At 61.8% G+C, this 19,451-nt stretch carries 17 protein-coding genes and 2 pseudogenes; 5 read left to right on the forward strand and 14 right to left on the reverse strand.

The annotated features are described in order from the left end of the window. The first annotated feature begins 255 nt into the window (after nt 1–255). A complete protein-coding gene (locus tag ACFB49_RS03185; RefSeq protein ID WP_380875854.1) occupies nt 256–2,472 on the forward strand; it encodes a catalase in 2,217 nt (738 codons plus the stop codon). Between the two features lies 1 nt (nt 2,473). Here ACFB49_RS03185 and ACFB49_RS03190 read toward each other — a convergent pair whose 3' ends face one another. Both ACFB49_RS03190 and ACFB49_RS03195 read right to left on the reverse strand, forming a co-directional pair. Further along, entirely contained in the window at nt 2,474–3,406 is a 933-nt protein-coding gene (locus ACFB49_RS03190; RefSeq protein ID WP_380875856.1) for an NAD(P)/FAD-dependent oxidoreductase, read from the reverse strand. A gap of 15 nt (nt 3,407–3,421) precedes the next feature. Further along, nucleotides 3,422–3,955 carry a hemerythrin domain-containing protein gene (locus tag ACFB49_RS03195; RefSeq protein ID WP_380875859.1) on the reverse strand — a complete coding sequence of 178 codons (534 nt, stop codon included), beginning with the start codon at nt 3,953–3,955 and terminating at the stop codon, nt 3,422–3,424. A 694-nt stretch (nt 3,956–4,649) separates the two neighbouring features. Here ACFB49_RS03195 and ACFB49_RS03200 point away from each other — a divergent pair. Beyond that, the gene (locus ACFB49_RS03200) at nt 4,650–5,129 is read left to right on the forward strand and encodes a pyridoxamine 5'-phosphate oxidase family protein (protein WP_380875862.1); all 480 of its coding nucleotides are present in this window, start codon (nt 4,650–4,652) and stop codon (nt 5,127–5,129) included. Between the two features lie 768 nt (nt 5,130–5,897). On the opposite strand, the gene ACFB49_RS03205 is transcribed toward ACFB49_RS03200, so the two are convergent. The 4 genes from ACFB49_RS03205 to ACFB49_RS03220 are packed head-to-tail and all read right to left on the reverse strand — an operon-like array spanning nt 5,898 to nt 10,865. Beyond that, nucleotides 5,898–6,557, reverse strand: a complete 660-nt coding sequence (locus tag ACFB49_RS03205) for a DUF6766 family protein (RefSeq protein WP_380875865.1) — start codon at nt 6,555–6,557, stop codon at nt 5,898–5,900. Continuing rightward, nucleotides 6,538–7,368 carry an exodeoxyribonuclease III gene (xth, locus tag ACFB49_RS03210; RefSeq protein ID WP_380875867.1) on the reverse strand — a complete coding sequence of 277 codons (831 nt, stop codon included), beginning with the start codon at nt 7,366–7,368 and terminating at the stop codon, nt 6,538–6,540. The genes ACFB49_RS03205 and xth overlap by 20 nt, the downstream gene beginning before the upstream one ends. Then, on the reverse strand, nt 7,365–9,872 hold the full coding sequence (ligD, locus tag ACFB49_RS03215) for a DNA ligase D (protein ID WP_380875870.1): 2,508 nt from the start codon (nt 9,870–9,872) through the stop codon (nt 7,365–7,367). The genes xth and ligD overlap by 4 nt, the downstream gene beginning before the upstream one ends. Nucleotides 9,873–9,920: 48 nt before the next feature. Then, nucleotides 9,921–10,865: a GNAT family N-acetyltransferase gene (locus ACFB49_RS03220; RefSeq protein WP_380875873.1), complete on the reverse strand. Its 945-nt coding sequence runs from the start codon at nt 10,863–10,865 to the stop codon at nt 9,921–9,923. Between the two features lie 148 nt (nt 10,866–11,013). On the opposite strand from ACFB49_RS03220, the gene ACFB49_RS03225 reads away from it, so the two are divergent. Further along, entirely contained in the window at nt 11,014–11,226 is a 213-nt protein-coding gene (locus tag ACFB49_RS03225; protein ID WP_380875875.1) for a KTSC domain-containing protein, read from the forward strand. Nucleotides 11,227–11,230: 4 nt separating this feature from the next. On the opposite strand, the gene ACFB49_RS03230 is transcribed toward ACFB49_RS03225, so the two are convergent. Then, on the reverse strand, nt 11,231–11,464 hold the full coding sequence (locus ACFB49_RS03230) for a hypothetical protein (protein WP_380875878.1): 234 nt from the start codon (nt 11,462–11,464) through the stop codon (nt 11,231–11,233). A gap of 28 nt (nt 11,465–11,492) precedes the next feature. Beyond that, nucleotides 11,493–12,386, reverse strand: coding sequence for a Ku protein (locus tag ACFB49_RS03235; protein WP_380875881.1), 894 nt, complete (start codon nt 12,384–12,386; stop codon nt 11,493–11,495). A gap of 315 nt (nt 12,387–12,701) precedes the next feature. On the opposite strand from ACFB49_RS03235, the gene ACFB49_RS03240 reads away from it, so the two are divergent. Further along, nucleotides 12,702–13,148, forward strand: coding sequence for a response regulator (locus ACFB49_RS03240; protein ID WP_380875883.1), 447 nt, complete (start codon nt 12,702–12,704; stop codon nt 13,146–13,148). Nucleotides 13,149–13,570: 422 nt separating this feature from the next. On the opposite strand, the pseudogene ACFB49_RS03245 reads toward ACFB49_RS03240, so the two are convergent. The 3 genes and pseudogenes from ACFB49_RS03245 to ACFB49_RS03255 form a co-directional block, all read right to left on the reverse strand. Continuing rightward, a pseudogene (locus tag ACFB49_RS03245) lies at nt 13,571–13,884 on the reverse strand (hypothetical protein). A 269-nt stretch (nt 13,885–14,153) separates the two neighbouring features. After that, nucleotides 14,154–15,485: pseudogene (locus tag ACFB49_RS03250) on the reverse strand (DUF763 domain-containing protein). A gap of 99 nt (nt 15,486–15,584) precedes the next feature. Beyond that, nucleotides 15,585–15,854 (reverse strand): hypothetical protein, encoded by a 270-nt coding sequence (locus ACFB49_RS03255; RefSeq protein WP_380875886.1) that lies wholly within the window; start codon nt 15,852–15,854, stop codon nt 15,585–15,587. Nucleotides 15,855–16,231: 377 nt separating this feature from the next. Here ACFB49_RS03255 and ACFB49_RS03260 point away from each other — a divergent pair, with 377 nt between their 5' ends. Further along, the gene (locus ACFB49_RS03260) at nt 16,232–16,489 is read left to right on the forward strand and encodes a GlsB/YeaQ/YmgE family stress response membrane protein (protein WP_380875889.1); all 258 of its coding nucleotides are present in this window, start codon (nt 16,232–16,234) and stop codon (nt 16,487–16,489) included. A 670-nt stretch (nt 16,490–17,159) separates the two neighbouring features. Here the strand turns inward: ACFB49_RS03260 and ACFB49_RS03265 are convergent. Genes ACFB49_RS03265 through ACFB49_RS03275 form a run of 3 tightly spaced genes read right to left on the reverse strand, consistent with a single transcriptional unit; the run spans nt 17,160 to nt 19,081 of the window. Then, nucleotides 17,160–17,705, reverse strand: coding sequence for a transglutaminase family protein (locus ACFB49_RS03265; protein ID WP_380875892.1), 546 nt, complete (start codon nt 17,703–17,705; stop codon nt 17,160–17,162). Then, the gene (locus ACFB49_RS03270; RefSeq protein WP_380875894.1) at nt 17,632–17,943 is read right to left on the reverse strand and encodes a transglutaminase N-terminal domain-containing protein; all 312 of its coding nucleotides are present in this window, start codon (nt 17,941–17,943) and stop codon (nt 17,632–17,634) included. The genes ACFB49_RS03265 and ACFB49_RS03270 overlap by 74 nt, the downstream gene beginning before the upstream one ends. 7 nt (nt 17,944–17,950) lie before the next feature. Further along, the gene (locus ACFB49_RS03275; protein ID WP_380875897.1) at nt 17,951–19,081 is read right to left on the reverse strand and encodes an alpha/beta hydrolase family esterase; all 1,131 of its coding nucleotides are present in this window, start codon (nt 19,079–19,081) and stop codon (nt 17,951–17,953) included. Nucleotides 19,082–19,451: the final 370 nt, after the last annotated feature.

Consider the following 19,451-nt stretch of genomic DNA (forward strand, 5'->3'; position numbering starts at 1 on the left):
TTCCTGGGCGGGGCTGCGACGCCCCCGTAAGACTCCTGCGCATGACCACAACGGGTGGCCGTCCGCGGCGTTGCGCCTGTCCTCGCAAAATCGTGCTGACGCAGGTTAATTTCGGCGAGTAGCGGGCAACTTCGGGCCGTCGCCCGGGTTCTGCCTTCGCATCTGCCGCCTTGCGTCGCGGCTGCCTGATCGGAGCAATCCCGGCCAGGCCTTCCTTTCAACATCGATCACCATTTTACCGATGAGGATGATTTCATGGCCCAGAAACCCGCAGCGCCGACAGGGTCGTCAAAATCTGTTGCCAAGCCGACGCGACCGGAGCTTGCCGGCGCGGATATCGGAGGGGAATCCACGCAAAAGGCGTCGCCAGTTCCCAACGACGCCGCGATTTCCTTTTCCTATTCCGAGGCACAGGAGGGCGGGGGCGAGACGCATCAGGTCGTCGAGGGCGACGTGGCAACGCTTACCACGCAGCAGGGCATTCCGGTTGCCGACGACCAGAACAGCCTGAAGCAAGGCGCCCGCGGTCCGACCCTGCTCGAGGACTTCCACTTCCGCGAGAAGATCTTCCATTTCGATCATGAGCGCATTCCCGAGCGCGTCGTCCACGCGCGCGGCTACGGAGCTCACGGCGTCTTCGAGCTGACCGACAGTCTTGCCGATGTCAGCCGCGCCGACATCTTTCAACGTGTCGGCGAACGCACGCCCGCCTTTGTGCGCTTCTCTACAGTCGCCGGTGCCAAGGGCTCGTTCGATCTCGCCCGCGACGTGCGCGGCTTTGCGGTCAAGCTCTATACCCAGGAAGGCAACTGGGATCTGGTTGGCAACAATATCCCGGTGTTCTTCATCCAGGATGCGATCAAGTTCCCGGATCTGGTGCATTCGGTAAAACCTGCACCCGACCGCGAATTCCCGCAGGCCGCGTCCGCGCATGACAATTTCTGGGATTTTGTCAGCCTGACCCCCGAAAGCTTCCATATGATCATGTGGACGATGTCGGATCGCGCCATCCCGCGCTCCTTCCGCACGATGGAAGGGTTCGGCGTCCACACGTTCCGCCTGGTCGATGTTGACGGCAAGTCGACCTTTGTCAAATTCCACTGGAAACCCAAGCAGGGACTGCAATCGGTCGTCTGGAACGAGGCGGTCAAGATCAATGGGGCCGATCCCGATTTCCACCGTCGCGACCTGTGGGACGCGATCAATGGCGGCGACTTTCCGGAGTGGGAGCTGGGCGTTCAGCTCTTCGACGATGCGTTCGCCGACAGCTTCGACTTCGACGTGCTCGACGCGACCAAGATCATTCCCGAGGAACTGGTGCCCATCCGCGTTGTCGGCCGGCTCGTGCTCGACCGGGTAGTCGACAATTTCTTCGCCGAAACCGAGCAGGTCGCCTTCTGCACGCAGAACGTGCCGCCCGGCATCGACTTCTCGAACGATCCCCTGCTCCAGGGTCGCAACTTCTCGTACCTCGATACCCAGATTAAGCGGCTGGGAGGCCCTAACTTCACGCACATCCCGATCAATGCGCCCAAATGCCCGATGGCCCATTTTCAGCAGGATGGGCACATGGCCATGCGCAATCCCAAGGGTCGTGTGAACTATGAACCCAATAGCTGGGGAGCGACCCAGGGTGGTCCGCGCGAGGATCCGGAGCGCGGCTTCACCAGCTTTGCGGAAGACGCCGACGGACCCAAGCAGCGGGTGCGATCAGAAAGCTTTTCCGATCATTACAGCCAGGCGCGTCAGTTCTTCGTCAGCCAGACGCCGATCGAGCAGAAGCATATCGGCGATGCACTGGTGTTCGAACTCTCCAAGGTCGAACGGCCGGACATCCGGTCGCGAACGGTCTCGCATCTGCTCAACATCGATGCGACACTTGCTGCCACCGTGGCTGATGGCCTGGGCCTGACGTTGCCCGATCCCGCGGCTGCCGCCCGCAAGACCATCACCGACTTGCCGAAATCCGACAGGCTCAGCATCGTCAAGAATGGACCCATGAGCTTCAAGGGCCGCAAGCTGGGCATTCTGTTGAGCGATGGCGCGGACACCGTGATTTTCAGGGCGTTGATCGAGGCTGTCGACGCCGAGGGCGCAGTGTATGAGGTCGTTGCCCCCAAGATTGGCGGCGTGACGCTTTCGGACGGAACGAAGGTTGCGGCCAAGCACAAGATCGACGGCGGACCGTCCGTTCTGTTCGACGCGGTCGCGATCGTGGTTTCAATCGACGGCGCGTCATTGCTGTCGCGCGATGCCACGGCAAAGGATTTCGTCACCGACGCTTTTGCGCATTGCAAATTCATCGGGATGAACGCCGAGGCCGAAGCAATCTTCGTTGCAGCCGGCATGGCAGACGATCTTGACCAGGCCTGTTTGCCGCTGGGCAAGGCAGAAGATGCTCAGACCTTTATCGAAGCCTGCCGCGACCTGCGCTTCTGGCCGCGGGAATTGGCGGTCGATCTCGACGCGTAAGCTAGCGGCGAAGCGGTGTCTGTCCGGCCAGGTCGTTACGGATCGTGGTCGCGGCGACACCGCCTTCGCCCATCGCGTGGCTGATCTGGTCAAGCCCAAGTACCACATCCCCCGCGGCGTACAGGCCCGGGACATTAGTGCGCTGGTGCGCATCGACCATGAGACACCCCTCTTCGGAGCGATTGGCGCCCACCTGTTCGGCGAGCTCCGAGCGGATGTCGGATCCCAAGGCGGGATAAAGGGTATCGAAGTCCGCGGACCCTTGATCGAAATCAAGCTTGATTTGGTCCGCGGTGAGCCGGATCGCGCGGCAGCCTTCGGCTATCGTGATCCCCCCTTCGACCAATGAAGCTCGCTCGTCTGAGGAAAGCTCATGACGCTCGCCCGGTGCCACCAGCGTGATGTCCGCCGTATAGCCGCGGAGAAACAGGGCTTCGTTGGTTCCCCGCTCGCCCGTTCCGAGCACGGCCACCCGTCGGTCGGTTACCTCGTAGCCGTCGCAGATCGGGCAATACCGCAGAAGGCCGGCGGCGAGTGCCCGATCATGCGGTTCAGCGTCCAGCATTGCCGGCCGGCGGTTGACGACTCCTGTCGCCAGCAGCACCGTCTGCGCCCGCACCGCCCCATGCGCGGTTCGGGCAACAAATCTGTTGTCTGCAGCGCGGATGAGTGCGGTCACGGACCCGGTGCGAAATCCGACGCCATATATGGCGGCCTGGCGCCGCATGCGCTCGAGAAGCTCCGGGCCGGATATGCCGTCGGGAAAGCCGGCATGATTGTGCGTGCGCGGAATCAGCGCTGCCCGGCTTTGTCCGTCGTCGATCACGGTTACGGAAAGGTGAAAGCGCGCAAGATAGATGGCGGCTGTCAGTCCAGCGGGACCACCGCCGACGACCAGACAGTCGCGGGCGGTGGGGTCTCTAGTCTCGCGCATCAGAGCGCATGGTTTTCAAGCGAGGCCCACTTCGGCCATGAACTCGGCCTTGCGAGCCGCAAGCTGGGCGCCCAGGGCCTTGAGGTCGAGATCGCTGTCGCGGCTCTCCGGAAACATCTCGGTCTCCTCTTCCTCGACGTGATGATTGATATACTCGCCAAGCACCGTCACCTTGGCGTCGAACAGCCGGTCACTCGCCTTCATGGCCCGGATTTCGGCGATCAACTGCTTGGCACTGGCATGCTCTACCTCGGCTTCGTCGAGGAGGTCATCGTCGTCGATCGCACCCCGGGCTGCGGGATAATAAATCTCTTCCTCGATCTGCGCGTGGACAGTGAGCGCGAGGCAGATCTTGTCGGCTAGCACCTGCTTGTCCGCATCCTTCTCAAGCGCATCATATTGCTTGAAATAGGTCTTCACTTCCTTGTGGTCGTCCTTGAGCAACTTGATCGCATCTGCGGGCTTTGCTGCCGCGCGGACTGTCTTGCGAGCCGACCTGGATGACGGCTTGAGATCGGGAGACCGGGTTGCGGTCTGCGTGGCGGCCATGATGTTTCTCCAATCGCTACTTGCCCGGAAAGGGCGGAGAGATGTGATGAGAGAACTCTGCAGGCCTGAAGAAGACCCGCCTCCGCTCCCCGAAATTAACTTCTGTCAGTGCGATTGTCGGTCTCGCTTGAGCAGCGGCAAGATCTCGACGCCGCCGCATTGACCACGGCGACGTCGAGCCCGCCCAGACAATCATCGACTTTCGTATAGAAGTGCCCGAGCGCCTCATCTTCGGTCAGATCGAACGCGAAGCCGTCGCGCGCAAAGCCACGCCCTTGGGGCTAGCGCCGGGAAGCAATCTGGCAAGGCTCACGGTCCCCTCGTACGAGAGTGTTCTGTTGCCGCTGAATCGCGACTCGGGTGTCATTGGTTTCGCTGCAATCGAATTCGAGGATTCGAGCGTCGATTCGAGCGTCGAAGGGTGACAGACGCTCGCTGCCGCTTTCCTCGAGAACCGAAGGTTCGAATAATCAGGTGCCGAATGCGCTGACCTTGGCGCGCCGGCCACAAGCGCGCCCGAACTTTTCGCCCCTCCGGTCCCGCAGCAATCACTGCTAGGTCTGGCGGGACAGCAATCCGTCCAGCGCGAGCCGCGGCGCAAAAGTTTTCTTATTGCCTCCGATGGGTGACGGGGCGCGCAACCATGGAGGTTACCCCTGCGTTCTCAGGCGGTCATCCAGAAGGAGAGTAAACCGTGCCGGATGTTGGAAAACTTAAGGAACATCTCTGGAAAAAGCTTACTGACGGACCGGTCATGATGGTCGGTCTGAGTGAACCACGGAGCCACGCAGAGCCCCTGACCGCGCAGCTGGACAAGGATCAGGTCGACCGGATCTACTTTTTCGTCGGCAAGGACAATCGGCTGGCCGGAGGCGGCAGCGCAATGGCGCAGTTCGTTTCGAAGGGGCAGGATTATTTCGCTTGTCTCTCAGGTCAGGTGGCTATCGATAACGATCGCCGGATGATCGACAAGCTTTGGTCCAGGCCCGTCGAAGCCTGGTTTCCTGGCGGCAAGAATGATCCAGATCTGGCACTATTGCGCTTCGACATTGACGAGGCCGAATTGTGGGAGGCCGACATGTCCCTCAGCGGCAAGCTCAAGATGCTGTTCGGCGGCAAGATTCGGGCGGATGAGGAGGGAAGTCACGCCAAAGTGGCGAGCACGGCGATTTGATCGCAATATCTGCACCAATGTTGCCGCGAAGCATCGATCGTGATCTGTGAGATCATGCACGGGGGAGCGAAGCGACCTGACTCTTCGGTTCAGGCCACAACATTCGGTCGTCCACTCCACGCGCTGTATGGTTCAGCCTGAGGATAGGCTCCAAGGGTAGCCGCGCGCCGCATTTCTGAGGCGCGCGGCTTATCTGCGAGAAGCCTGGAAACAACCCGCAGTCTCCCGGTCCCCGGGGGGTGGCGGAGCGACGAGCGTCCGGTGCCCCAGTCAGCGGACGATGACAAATCATATACCATTGATCGCAAATAGAAGATTGATCTGGTATAGTTAATTTGCTCACTATTTCAAATAGAGGACGTGGTTTTCAAAATACTCATCGGAACGCCATGTCATTGATGTAACGACCCTTAATACCAGATAACCCGCAAAGCTTTGTGCAAGGCTATGCCAGGTTCCGGATTTTGCAATGGCCATCGAATGCCGTAGCGCTCAATTCGAAAACGCTGCTGCGCAGGGCCGGCGTATCACCATGGTTGTTATGGCGGTTCACCATGCGAGCCGAAGGCAGCGTGTGAGCCGGTGAAGCGAGGCCTGTGATACTCCGATCAAAACTGTGTCGGACCGGATGGGACGCTTGGCCGGCTTTTCCAAGGGCCGCGGCGCCGGGGAAACTATGATTTGCGACCAGGGTGGCCGGTCAAAGGCCGGCGCCACGTGGCTGGAAGGAACCCCCCTTGTCGATGGCCGACGGCAATGTGTTCTATTTCAAGGTCCGGTTTGAGCGTGGGGCGCTGCAACCGCCTTGGATTCCGGGGATTCTCTCTGCCTCAGGAAGATCGACAGCACGACGAGCACCGCCGTCGAAAGGAACTCGCTTTGCCAGTTCTGCAACGACTCAAACCAGAGTTGCGCGTCGAAAAGGAAGGCGAGCGTGGTCGGGGCAGCTTCGCCATGAGCGAGCGCTTCCTGCGCTGCGACTTTCGCGCTTTGCGTCCAGTGGATGAGAAACGAAAGAAGGAACAATAGCCCAAGCACGATCCCGAGCGATCGCGCATAGAGTGCGCGCCAGACCGGCCCCCAGCGGAGGATCGATGGTGCATCCGGCTTGTGGGCCTGCAACTCCAGCTGATCGTCGCGTAGGTCGCTCTCGTCTGGATCCCTCGATTCAGCTGATCCTCGCTGGATCAGGATCGCAGTCAGGACGACATAAGCCGACATCTGCAGGAATTCGCTTTCCCAGTTCTCGAAGACCGACGACAGGAATTCCGGGCTGGCCGCATAAGCCGACAGGCTCATGAGCGGCAGATCGTGGCGGAGCGCATCCTCGTTGGCGACATGCCAGCCCGCCACCCATTGGCCCAAAATGCTTCCGCCGAAGAGCAGCAGCAGGACGATCGTCAGTCCGTTATCGCGAAGCCACCGCATGATCGTCGCTCTCTTTCCGTGATCGCTTCCTTCTTGGCCTGTCGGCCAGTTGAACCCAGACCGGAGCATGGTCGCTGGTCTTCTGCCAACCGCGGACATGCGTATCGACCTGGGCATCGACGAGACGCTCTGCCAGGGACTTGCTCAACAGCAGATGATCGATCCTGAGGCCCGCATTGCGTGCATAGGCATTCCGGAAATAATCCCAGAAGGTGTAGATCACTTCTCCCGGGTGGAGCGCACGCAGCGCATCGGTCCAGCCCTGCTCCAGCAGCCGGACATAGGCGGCCCTCACTTCTGGAGCGAACAGGGCATCGTCCAGCCACCGTTCGGGCTTGTAGACGTCGAGGTCGGTCGGCATCACGTTGAAGTCGCCGGCAAGGATCACCGGAAGCCCCGAGCCGAGCAGCTCGGCTGCATGGTCGATCAGCCGGTCGAACCAGCGCAATTTGTAATCGAACTTCGGGCCTGGTCGCGGATTGCCGTTGGGCAGGTAGAGCCCGCCAATCAGGATGCCGTTGACCGCGGCTTCGATATAGCGGCTCTGCGTTTCGTCCGGGTCCTGTGGCAGTCCGCGCCGTGTCTCGTGGATCTCGCCCACGCGGCTTAGCATCGCGACCCCGTTCCAGCTCTTCTGGCCGTGCCAAATGACGTCATAGCCAAGGTCGCGGATCGCTCGTTCCGGAAATTTCTCGTGGGGCGCCTTCAGCTCCTGTAGGACGACAATGTCTGGCGCGCTTTCTTCCAGCCAGCGCAGAAGGACAGGCAGTCGGCCGTTCACGCCGTTCACATTGAACGTGGCGATCTTCATAGGTCGGGCAGCACCTGGTCGGCGCGCCCCCAATGGATGAGGTTCTTCGATGCTGCCCGCTTCACCATCTCGGCGCCGTCGCCGATATGCCAGTGCGAGGGCTTGTCGAGGTCGCGCAGTTCCTCCCAGGTCAGCGGCACCGCGATGGGCGCGAACTCGCGGGTCCGCGCACTATAGGGCATGACCGCCGTTGCACCGCGCTGGTTGCGTAAATAGTCGATGAAGATCCGGCCCGTTCGCTTGGCCTTCGCCAGTGCGGCGGTGAAACGCGCGGGCTCCGCCTGGGCTAGAGCCATGGCAAAGCGATGCGCAAAATCCTTGACCGCCGGCCACTCGGCCGCAGGAGTGAGTGGGGCGATGACATGCACGCCCTTACCGCCGGTCACCATGGGAAAGGTCGTCAGCCCCATCCGCGCCAGGACATCCTGGACGTGGAAGGCGGCCGACACCACATCGCTGAAGTCTAGCCCCTCGTCAGGATCGAGATCAAATACCAGCCGATCCGCCTTCTCGACATCCTCGATCCGCGCACCCCAGCCGTGAAACTCGATCGTGCCCATCTGCACGCAGGTAAGCAGACCCGCCGCGGTGTCGACGAAAAGATAAGGCTCCTCATGCCCGTCCTTCTCGCGAATGGCGACATGCTTGACCGCATCGCCGAAGCTGCCGGCGTCGTGCTTCTGGAAGAAGCATTTCTTCGCACGCCCCTGTGGACAGCGCACGAGACTGATCGGGCGGCTTCCTGCCCAGGGCAGCATGATCGGGGCCACAATCTCGTAATAGTCGGCGAGCTGACCCTTGGTGAGCTTGCCCTCGGGGAAGATCACGCGCTCGCGATTGGTGATATGTACGGTGCTTGCGACAGGTGCGGTGGCAATCGCCACGGGCGCCTCGGCTTCAAGAATGACGGCCTCGGGCTTCTTGTCTTCGCGCAGGCCAAGATAACTCGGATGGCGAAGCACTCCGTCATCCGTGAATTCAATGAAGGCGATCTCGGCGACCAGCTTCGGCTCGATCCAGTGGGCCCCGCGCACCGCGGCGCGCGGGGCCTCGACGGTCGGATCCTTGCGTTGGAGCGGCGCCATGATCGCCATCAGTCGCTCGATTTCGTCGCCGGTAAAGCCGGTGCCGGCCTTGCCGGCATATCGCAGCTTGCCGTTCTCGTTAACGCCCAGCAGCAGCGAGCGAAATCCGCGCTGCTTGTCCGACGGCGTCCAGCCAAGGATGACGAACTCCTGCCGCCGGATGCATTTTGTCTTGACCCAGGTTCCGCCGCGCGAGCCGCTATAGCGCGCATCGACCCTCTTGGAGATGACGCCCTCAAGACCTGCCCCGCAGAAGCGCTCGAACAACTGCTCGCCCTGGCCGACAATATGGTCGGAATAACGTATCGGGCCCTGGACGTCGCCGATGAGCGCGGCAAGCTTCTCCTTGCGTTCCAAAAGCGGGCGTGCCGTCAGATCCTCGCCATCGAGCTCAAGCAGATCGAACGCGCAATATATGATCGCGTCGGGATTGCCCTTGAGCGCGGCCTGCAAAGCCTGAAAACTGGTGCGGCCATCGGGCAGCATCACCACGGCCTCGCCGTCGATCAGCGCGCTGCCGACCTCGAGCCTCAGGGCCCCGGTGATCAGACCGGCAAAGCGATCGGACCAGTCGAGGCCCGAGCGGGTATAAGCGCGGCCTTTGCCGCCGCCGATGGCGATGAGCGTCCGGTAGCCATCATATTTGAGTTCATGGAGCCAACGGTCACCAGGCGGGACATGGTCGACCAGCGTGGCGAGCTGCACAGGCTGGAATGGTGGCAATTTTCCGCCGGCACGCGACTTCTGGCGCCGGGCCGGAGATATCTTCGCTGGAGATTTGTCGACCGGAGCCGCGACGGCCGCAGACCTCGTGCCAGCCTTCCGTTTCGCCGGCGCCTTGCCGGCTGCGATCTCCTCCATCGTGCGGCCCGTGTCGATGCTGGAGAGATAGGTGCCGATGAGGTCGTCCGATCCGCCGGCATATTCGTCCTGAACCTTGCGCAGGATCCAGTTTTCGCCCTTCTCCTTGCCGCGCGGCTTCAGGCGGAACAGAATCCACTCGCCCTGCATGCGCCGGCCGTGAAGAATGAAATGGAGATGGCCTTGCGCCAGCGTCTCGCGGGGATCCTTGCCGGGTATGGATTCCCAGGTGCCGTTATCCCACAGCATCACCGTGCCGCCGCCATACTCCCCCTTGGGGATCGTGCCTTCGAACCGGGCATAGTCGAGCGGATGATCCTCGGTCCGGACCGCCAGTCGCTTGTCGTCGGGGTTATTGCTCGGCCCGCGCGTGACCGCCCAGCTGACCAGCACGCCGTCGAGTTGGAGACGAAAGTCATAATGCAGGCGTGATGCAGCATGCTTCTGGACGACGAAGCCGTTTCCCGGCGTCCGCTCGGTTGTCCCTGACGGCTCGGCGGTGCGCGCGAAATCGCGCTTCTCGCGATATCGGCCGAGGCGCTCCTCTACAGATCTCATTTTGGCTGTTGTCGCGCGCGCCATGCCGGGTTCCAATCAATATTCCCTTCAATCCGCGTGGCCCCGGACTCGTTCCCTGGGCGTCTGGTCGCCGACGCCACGAACGAAGCGGTAGCTCGCCTGCTCGAATTTGAGCGCGCGGAAGAAATTATGGCTGTTGTTGATCATGATGTCGCTCATCGCCTCGACCTGACGACACCCGGCTTTCGCCAGCGCTTTTTCCGCCGTGGCCAGCAAGGCGGTTCCGACGCCGCGGCGGCGATGCGTCTCGTCGACGAGAAGCACGGTCAGCCGCCCGATCGCACCCCGGTGCACGGTGGGAATTACGGCCCAGCTACAGCAGCCGATGATTGCGCCCAGTTCCGCTACGACCATGCCAGCCTTGAGTTTGCGCGACTTCGCCAGATTGGCGGAAACTTCCGCCGGATCGACATTCATGCCCGTCAGTTTGCCCAGCAGGTTCGAAAGCGCTTCGGCATCGGCCGGGGTTGCGGCGCGGACACCCAATACCGGCTCGTGCACCGGTTCGGCCTCTGGCTCGCGGGCAGGTTCGGCCCGCGACACGAGCGTCGGCGCGGGTTTCGGTCGGCTGTTCCGGTCTGGCTTGCGCTGGTGGGGCAGTGGCTCTTGCCGGAGAGCGGGGCCAAGGCGTCTCGCGGGCGCCAGTTTCGAGCGGCGTCGAACAGGCGCGTCCTCCTCCTCACCGGGCTCAGGCGGGAGCGACTGTTTCCGGGAAGGGGGGCGGGCGGGTGTCGTCGCGGCGGACTGCTGCCATGTGCTGAGCTCGCTGGTGCGCAGATAGTTTTGAATATCCGCGGCACTGGCGGTCAGGCCGTTCTCGGCGATGCCGAGCAGCGCTTTTCCGGACAGGTCGGTCAGCCCGAATTTTCCATAGTCGCCAACGCCGGGTTTGCGTCTGCGCGATTTGAGCAGCTTCAGCCCTCGATGCTGGGCCATTTCGCGCAGCTGATCGTCGCTGATCCCGTTCGCCATCTCAGGCCCGTCCTGGGGGGAAGGGCCTATCGGCGAGGTCGGCCTCCAACCGGCGCAATCGCGACTCGGTCCGGCGCCGCAGCGGGAACCGGTGACTCCTGCGAGCGCTCTTCCTGCCATGCGTGCATGCCGGTTCAAGCAATCCTCGATGATCGATCGCGTCACCTTCGACGACAAGGCGGGCACCTTGTGCATCACGTTTCGCGAGACCGGCAAATATATCTATCATGATGTGCCGGCCGCGATGTTCGAGGCACTTTGCGCCGCGCCATCGGTCGGGACCTTCTTCAACGAGACAATCAAAGGCCATTTTCGATGCCGGCGCGACCCCGAACGGCGGCGCTTCGGCCCCAATGGCTGATTGCTCAATCCTCTCCGAGTGCACGATAGACCGACATGAGATGGCGCGAGGCACTTGCGCGGGCTCTGGGCGATCGGATCGTCTCCTCATTCGTCTCGTGGAGCATCGTCAGCATATCGAGCACCTCGTGGCGCGGTGTGCCGGTCTCCCGAAGATGCGTGCCGATCAGCGTCAGCAAGTTGGCCCAGATCGTGATGGCGCCCTCGGCGAAGGCGGCATCATCATCCGCTTTCGCCATTCCGTGTGCCGATCCTTCGGTCACGGGGTCAGGCCCGCTTGCGTGCGGGAGCCCTGGCCGCCGTTTTGGTTTCAGCCTTTTTGGCAGCCGGTTTCGTGGCCGCTTTCGCCGTCGGCTTCCTGGCCGGCGCCTTGGCCGAGCCGCCCAGCGACTTCTTGAGGGCTGCCATCAGGTCGACGACGTTTGAGCCCCGCGGGTCGCTATCCTTTTCGTCGGCATCGATATTGAGCGTCTTGCCCTTTTTCTTGCGCTCGATGAGGTCCTTCAGCGCATCGACGTAGCGATCATGGAAGTCATTCGCATCGAACCTGCCGGTCTTCTTGTCGATTAGCGTTGTGGCGAGGTCCAAGAGCTCCTCGTCGGGATCGGCATCGCCAATGTCGCGGAAATAGCTCGTCGCCTTGTTGACCTCATCGGCGTAGCGGAGCGTCTCCATGACCATGCCGCGTCCGCACGCCTTGATGCTGACGACATATTCGCGGCCACGCATCGCGAGCTGACCAAGGCCGATCTTGCGGGTGCGTCGAAGCGCCTCGCGCAGCACGATGAACGCCTCCTCTGCAAGGTCGTCGGCGGGGACCACATAATATGGCTTCTCGAAATAGATCGCGTCGATGTCATGAGCATCGACGAACTGGGTCAATTCGAGAGTTTTCTTGCTCTCGAGCTTCACACCCTCGATCTCCTTCTCGTCGAGCAGCACATATTCGCCTTTGGAATATTCAAAGCCCTTGACGATTTCGTCGACGTCGACCGGTCCGATGCCCGGGACCACCTTCTCATATTTGATCCGCTTGCCCGAAGGTTCGTGGATCTGATTGAAGGCGATCGTGGCTCCGCTCTTTGTCGCCGAATAGATCTCGACGGGTATGGATACCAGGGCCAGTCGAATCTGGCCTCTCCAGTAGGGGCGCGCAGCCATTGATCGTCTCCTCGGCGCAGAACTCCCTCAATCCCTGGTGCCCGGCCTCGTTCCGCAGCAATGTGCAGGATGTGAAAATTAGCGACGGCAATCACTGTCGATTTGCCCACCGGCGACCTGCCAGCGCTCGTCGACCGGTCTCTGTTGCACTCCGAAGGGGCATCTGATCCAGGGTCACGTGGATCGATCGCTGCTCCGTTCCGTTGCCGCCGTCCAGACATAGAGACGCAAAGATCCTGGCGTCCGGGCCGTCACAGCCCTGCGCCAGAGGGATGATGCTAATCGTCGACAATGGAGCTGCGTCCCGATAGCAGGATGCGCGCCGCCTGCCTGAGCGCCAACACGCAGGATGCTACGTCCATCAAGGAAATTAGAATGCACGCTCTTGTAATCGAAGATGAGTATTTGATTGCAGCGCTTATCGAGGACGAGCTTGGCGACATGGGCTATCACTCGGTTGCGATCGTGAATTGCCATAAAGATGCCGTCAGCTCCGCCCAGGCGAAGTGCCCCGATCTCATCACGGCGGACGACCGGCTGGTGGAGGGTTCGGGGATCGATGCGGTCAAGGAGATCTGCGCCGACAAGGTAATCCCTGTCGTCTACATACTCGGCGACCCTGATATGCCGCGCGATCTTCTCCCTTATTCCTACCTGATGGCCAAGCCCTTCACGCTTGGCACTCTGCGAGAGTCGATTGGCCGCGCGGTCGAACGCGCCCGGGATTATGGCGAGAACTCGCAAGTGGCATCTGACGTCTGACGGTATGCCAGGGTGGGGGCCGATCCACTGATGGTGCGCAGGCAACGCGATGGTGGTGATGGACCGTCACAGCCACGACCCGTAGACAGGTCGAATGACGCTTTCAGCTGATTGGTCTGACGGCGAGCGCACTCCATCGGCCGTCAGAAATCGTCTATCCGTGCAGCATGGTTTGCGGTCTCGTTCGCGCGAACGGGCTTCCAAGGTGCATCGGCAGCGTTACACCATGCCAATGGCCGTGGACGTTACCATGAAATTTGCGTGAGCCGGGCTGTGCTGTAGGCCGGAACATCATGTGTCGGGCCTCCGGCAGGCGCCAGGTTTCGCCGGGCCGCCATTTGCGTCTCGGGTGCGGGATTGCACCTGTCACGAAAGGACCCGATTGCGAGAACATCCAGGCGCTCGCGCAGCGGCAGTCGCGTTCAAGGGCCTTCGTGAAGCGGGTCGGTGCCCGGTTCGGGTGGCTCGAACGTCTCGCGGGCGAGGGGGGCGATCTCATTGCCGAGGGCTGCCGCGATCATTCGCTCCCAGATCGCTGGATCGCCTGCCGCTGCCATGGATCCGTCAGGCTCGCGCAGCGTCTTGAGCACTGCGACCGCGTCGTCGCAATAATCAGTCTAGGCTGCATCGACGTCGGGGGCGGCGACGGTTCGAGCCCGCCAGCATTGGCGCTCAGCCGCTGGCCCGCCAGAACGCGCGCGATTCTCTCGAGCGCCGGTGTCTTTGCGATGTCCACGGCTCAGGCACTCCTCAGCTTAGTGGCAGCCGTATTGCGCGCGCTGCGATCGTTGCAGACGCTTTACCATCGTTGAGGCCTGTTCCCGGCCGATGCCATCCGACCCGGCCGTCTTCGTCGCGTCGTCCGCCATCGTCGTCTCCTTCAACGGAGATAAAACCACCAGCGCACGAGGGGTTCCGCGCCAATGGTCGGACCGCGCACCCTCAACCTATCGACGCCAGAGCCGATCCTGGCTGGGGGACGATGCCGGCAATCCTGGAGAAAGCCTAATGGGAACGGTCCGTACTTACCGCATCCGTTGACAGGGGCTCATGTCCGAACACGCTTCTGCCGCCAAAGGAATGGCTGCTGGCCCGCTCCTGCGCGATGAGCGCCTCGACCGATGGGCCGGCAGCATCGCGTTCCAGACTGCGGGCCTGCTCGTCCAGTCTCCGGATCGCTGCCAGTTCCTCGGTCTGGCCAAGCCTTGCCCTTCGAATAGCATTTTTCATGACCCCGATCGTATGGTCATAGACCTTGATCGGCACCGGATAGGGGTGGCGATCCTTGCCGCCATGGGCGAGCGAAAAGCGCGCCGGATCACTGAACCGGCACGGTGCACCATGCACGACCTCAGCGACCATCGCGAGCGCACGCACCGTTCTTGCACCTACGCCTGGCACCATCAGCAGCTCGGCAAAATCCACGGGCGCACGATCGGCGGCCGCGGCGAGGTTTCCGCGGAGGCGTCGGGCAACGATATTCTCAGGCCGCACGTCATGATGATCGGGCATGACGAGATGCGGCAGAACCGCCTGGTCGGGTTCGGCCTCCGCCTTCGACCGCCGGCTCTCTATGCAGACGAGTTCGCTGGCGATCCCATCCGGGCCCAGCGTTCCCAACAGCTCAAGCTGGCTGCGACGTGAGGCCTTTGCGCGCCCGTCCGTGAGGTTGAGGATCACTCCCTACGCATGCCCTTCGATCGCCGCATGGGGCGCATCGATGAAGCTGGTTAGACCTTCCGACAGCCAATGATAGCGTCTTGCCTGGCGCCGATCGCCATTCATTCCCTGTTGGACGACGACCCACCGACCGTCGTCAGTGACGATGAACCCGTGAAGGTAAAGGTCGAAATTGTCCTGGACGGCCGCGCTGTCGACCTTGGCGACGAGCCGGCTCGATGTTGCCAGGGCCGCGCCATCGACACCCACGCGTTCGCCAACCGAGATCAGCTCATCTGGAGTCTTGCGGGAGTGTTTGCCGCGGCCGCCGCAGACGTGAATGCCCAGTTCGCCGGACAGTGGCGTCAACCCTCGCTTGAGCGCACCCAGAACGCTCGTCGTGATACCCGACGAATGCCAGTCCATGCCCATGACAGCACCGAACGACTGGAACCAGAAGGGATGGGCGAGGCGCCGCAGCAGCTCGTCGCGGCCATATTCGTGGACAATCGCCTGGGAGATGACCGTACCGAGCCGTGTCATGCGATCCCCGAGCCAGGCTGGCACCCGGCCTCCATGAAGGGGCATGTCCGCGCTGCCGGATCGATGCGCCATCAGGGGCGCGTCGCAGGCCGTTGCGGAAAGAAGAGGTGGCCGAGCATCATTTCTCGCTATCATATCTGGAACGAAAAGCGAACATTATCCTGCTCGGAGCCCATGTGCGTCAGCTTCGATACGTCCGGCAATTAAGCTTGTCATCGGGCGCGCCGGCCTTGATCATCTTTCGGCAGCCCCCGTTTCCGCTGCGCCGAGAAAACGCCCCTTGGCATCAATCTCGCACTGAAATGCCGCAGCAGCCTTGCCCGGGCGATCGACCGTTCCCGTGATAGCCCAGCTACCATCGGCGCGACGCGCAGCAGGTTGGACTTTCAGCCGACCGGTGCTCGTTGCGAATTTCTCGATAACATCGGCCTGGCATATCTCCGTCATGGAGACGGGTTCGGTCGAACCGGTCGTGAGCAGAACGGCAACCGGGAACGCGATCATAGGATTTCCTTAAAGCTCCGGTGCGGCACATCGCGCCTCAACGCAAAAGTTCGGTCGCAGATCCTTCCGTCCAATATGCTGGTCTCTCCTTCCGGGTCTGACGTCTGGACATGTGATCCAGCGGGGATCTGCCGCGTCTGCCAAAGGTGCTCGATATAGGTTTGGCCTCCGGGTGCCACTGGAAATTCAGCGGATTGAAGCGCTTGCCGTGGACAGCGTTGCGGAGCTTCTGAGGCGTTTAGGCGGGTAGCCTGAAAAAATTAGGTCGCTGAACGGCCGGTATCGCCGGGATTTGACGGCCGGGTGCGCTCCTGCGGAACCATCGAGCGGCGGATGTATTGAGGGAGGCGCTCTCTCAATCTCAAACGGAGGAAACCATGGGTTTGATTTTGTGGCTGGTCATCGGGGGTGTTCTCGGCTGGCTTGCCAGCATTGTCATGCGAACCGACGCGCAGCAGGGCATTTTCCTGAACATCGTTGTTGGTATTGTTGGGGCGTTCCTCGCCGGGCTCGTGGTCGTGGGCGGTTCGATCAACAATGCGGGTATCGACACGCGCTCGCTTATCGCATCCTTTATCGGCGCACTGGTGCTCCTCGGAATCGTCAATCTCGTTCGCCGCGGAACTGTGCGCTAAGCGCGCTTTGTATCTCGCCACCTTCCGGCCCGGTCGGCTGCCTTATTGGCAGGGACGGCCGGGAGGTCGGCCAGAACACAGTCCGATTTGGGCGATGACTGTTGACCCGTTTTGAAGATGCTCCAGTTTCGTTCGCGATCGCCGACAAAACCGGCCATTCTGATCCCGAATGATGATGCCTGAAAGCGGACTTGCGCTTCGGTCCGAAAGCGCGCCGCGAAGCGACTGCGGGCAGGAAATTCGACCGGGGTCTAGACTGGATCAAGAGCTTGCGATCTCCCTGATCGAATCCTGTCCTGCTTCGGCCGCCGCGCAGGGTGAGGCAGCCGCTAAGACCAGTCTCCCCAACCCGCGGCGTGATGCACGAGCGCTCGGCGATGACATGGGAGGCGATGGCGCCTGAAGACACAGTTGCGCGCACGCAGATGAACGAAGTCGCCAACGCACAGCGCCGATCCCGGCAATCGCGCGGGTCCGACATATGTCTGGAAGGTCTGCTTACACCCACAGAGAAGACCTTCCGGCGGTCTTAGGGACAGCCGGAGGTGGACATCGAGCGGTTAAGTCGAGACCGAGCCACCTGGCGGCGGGCCAGAAGTCTGCACTTCTTCATTCCGGACAGAGACATGCATGAACAGAAAGTCATCTGCGTCGCCCGAATAGCCGCCGGTCACCGGCATGATGCGATTGTTGCAGCGACCATAAGCAACCGCCAGAAGCCCCGCTGAGCCGACGCGGGCATGCGTCGGATCGAAAGCGATCCAGCCAGCTTCGGTAGGTAGATTTCGGCCCAGGGATGTGTCGAACCGGCATCTTCAAAGCCCGCTCCGGGAGCGTGGAGATATCCGGAGACGGCGCGCGCCCCGAAACCGAGGTGTCGAACCACCTCGAGGAAGAGTGCTGCAATGTCCCGGCACGAGCCGCTGGCTAAAGACAGCGTTTCCAGGGGCGACCGGGTGCCGTCTTCCTCCCGTACGCGGTAATTTACGCGCGCGAGCATGCCGGCATTGATGTCCTTGAGCAGCGAAAGTGTATCGGTCGGCTCTGCCGCCACGAAGCTTCGCGCCCAGGCCGCGAGCACCCCGTCCGGGTCTGGATATTGGGGTTTGAGCAGAGCGTACAGGTCCGCATGATCCCCGGCCTCATAGGAGAAGGGAAAGCTGTGCGCATGTGGCGCGATCTGGAACACCGGCCATTCGGCCGCAAACTGTTCCACGGTAATATCGCTGGAAATCAGCAGCTCGCGGGCGAGGTTCGGAAAACTTGGCCGTGGCGACGAGGTTGCCGAATATGTCCTGCGACCAGGTATGTTCGGCTCGGGGTGAACAGGCCACTCCGGAGGCCAGAAGCTGAAGCTCATGGTCGCCACGCGGAATGAGCATCAGACGATGCAGGAGAAGGGTGACGGGCCGCCTGTAGCGGTATCGCGTATTATGCTCGATCCGAATTCTCACATTTCCCTCACCGCATAAGGCCCGCTGCCCGCAAGGCGTCTTCGATGATCGCGCCAACGCCTTTCGCAGTGCGGGTGGGTGTCCCTGGAGCCATGTCGGCAGCAAGCGGGACGGGGACGTGCGCCGGCTCTGGGGAAAACGCGACAGCAGATGGCGGCGGTGCGCGCATCGGGGCGGCGGCAGTCAAACCCCAGAATCCGGCAATGTGCCTGGTCGACGAAATACCGGTCTCCAGCATGAATGGACCACTTGCGCCACAGGCATCAGGGCCGACCGTGGTGACCGGCGTACCATGGCCCATGCCCATTATGGTATTGAACTCAATCGCGGGACGCCCCGCATCATCTCGCCAGATCTGACGAGAATATCCCTTGGCTTTGTCCAGCTCGGATGGTCGACCATCCAATCCATGCACCGCACGCCACTGGCCGACGAGCCGCTTTGCATTGGACGGATCTACCGTCGTGTCGGCATCGCCCTGCCAGATCGAAATGCGAGGCCAGGGCGCGCGATGTGGTGACGCATCCCGGACCAGGGTTCCGAGATGCTTGTCGGTGGGATACCCATGTCCCTGCATCCGGACGAACGCTTCGCGAACCGAGCTTGCACAGCCAAAAGGCAGGCCGGCAATAATCGCTCCGCCTGCGAAGACCTCAGGATAGGTGGCCAACATGCCCGAAGCCATCGCCCCGCCGGCCGATAGGCCAGTCACGAAAATCCGGTTCGGATCGACGTCATGCCTGGCAGACATTTCCGCGATCATCTGCCGGATCGAAAGAGCCTCTCCACTGCCGCGCCGGACATCTGCGGATTCGAACCAATTGAAACAGAGATTGAGATTGTTGCTGCGCTGCTGCTCCGGGAAAAGGAGCGCGAAGCCAAGCTCGTCGGCGAGCTGCGACCAGCCGGAACCATGGTCGTATGCCGCGGCGCTCTGGGTACATCCATGGAGGATGACGACCAGGGGGGCGCCCTTATCCAGGGTGTCAGGAACATAGTATTTCGAGCGAAGGGCGCCGGGATTTGACCCGTATCCGACCAAGTCCATTAAGCGGTCCCCGCCATTCCTGCCGCTTGCAGTAGCGCGCAGAACCCTGCGCTTCGCTAATCCCGCGATTGTGTCACCCAGCCGGTCCATGAGATGTCTCCAGCGCCGGCGGAGGCCTTTGCGGGGCTATGAACGCGCCTGCACCACCATCGTTGCTGCGCCGCACAATAAAATCCTTTGCGCACGCGTCCGGTCGTTTGTGCGAGAAATGATCCCGATCAGGGCTTCAGCTTGTGAAGGACCCGGCGTGGCACCCCCCACCTTGGTCCGTCGACGTTCGAGGCCCGCTTTGGCTGCATCCGCCGACTTTGCGCGCGTTCAAGCCGCAAATGGAGCGACCCAACACCTGCCGGTCATTCAGCTTGTCCTTGTTGGCCTCAAGCAAAGGCGGGGCAGTTAAGTTCTAGCGCCCTCCCGGCGACAAAAAAGCCGGCCATATCCCCGCTGCGCAAGCAAAGAC

Source organism: Sphingomonas sp. DBB INV C78 (assembly GCF_042693015.1).
Lineage (GTDB): Bacteria > Pseudomonadota > Alphaproteobacteria > Sphingomonadales > Sphingomonadaceae > Sphingomonas_E.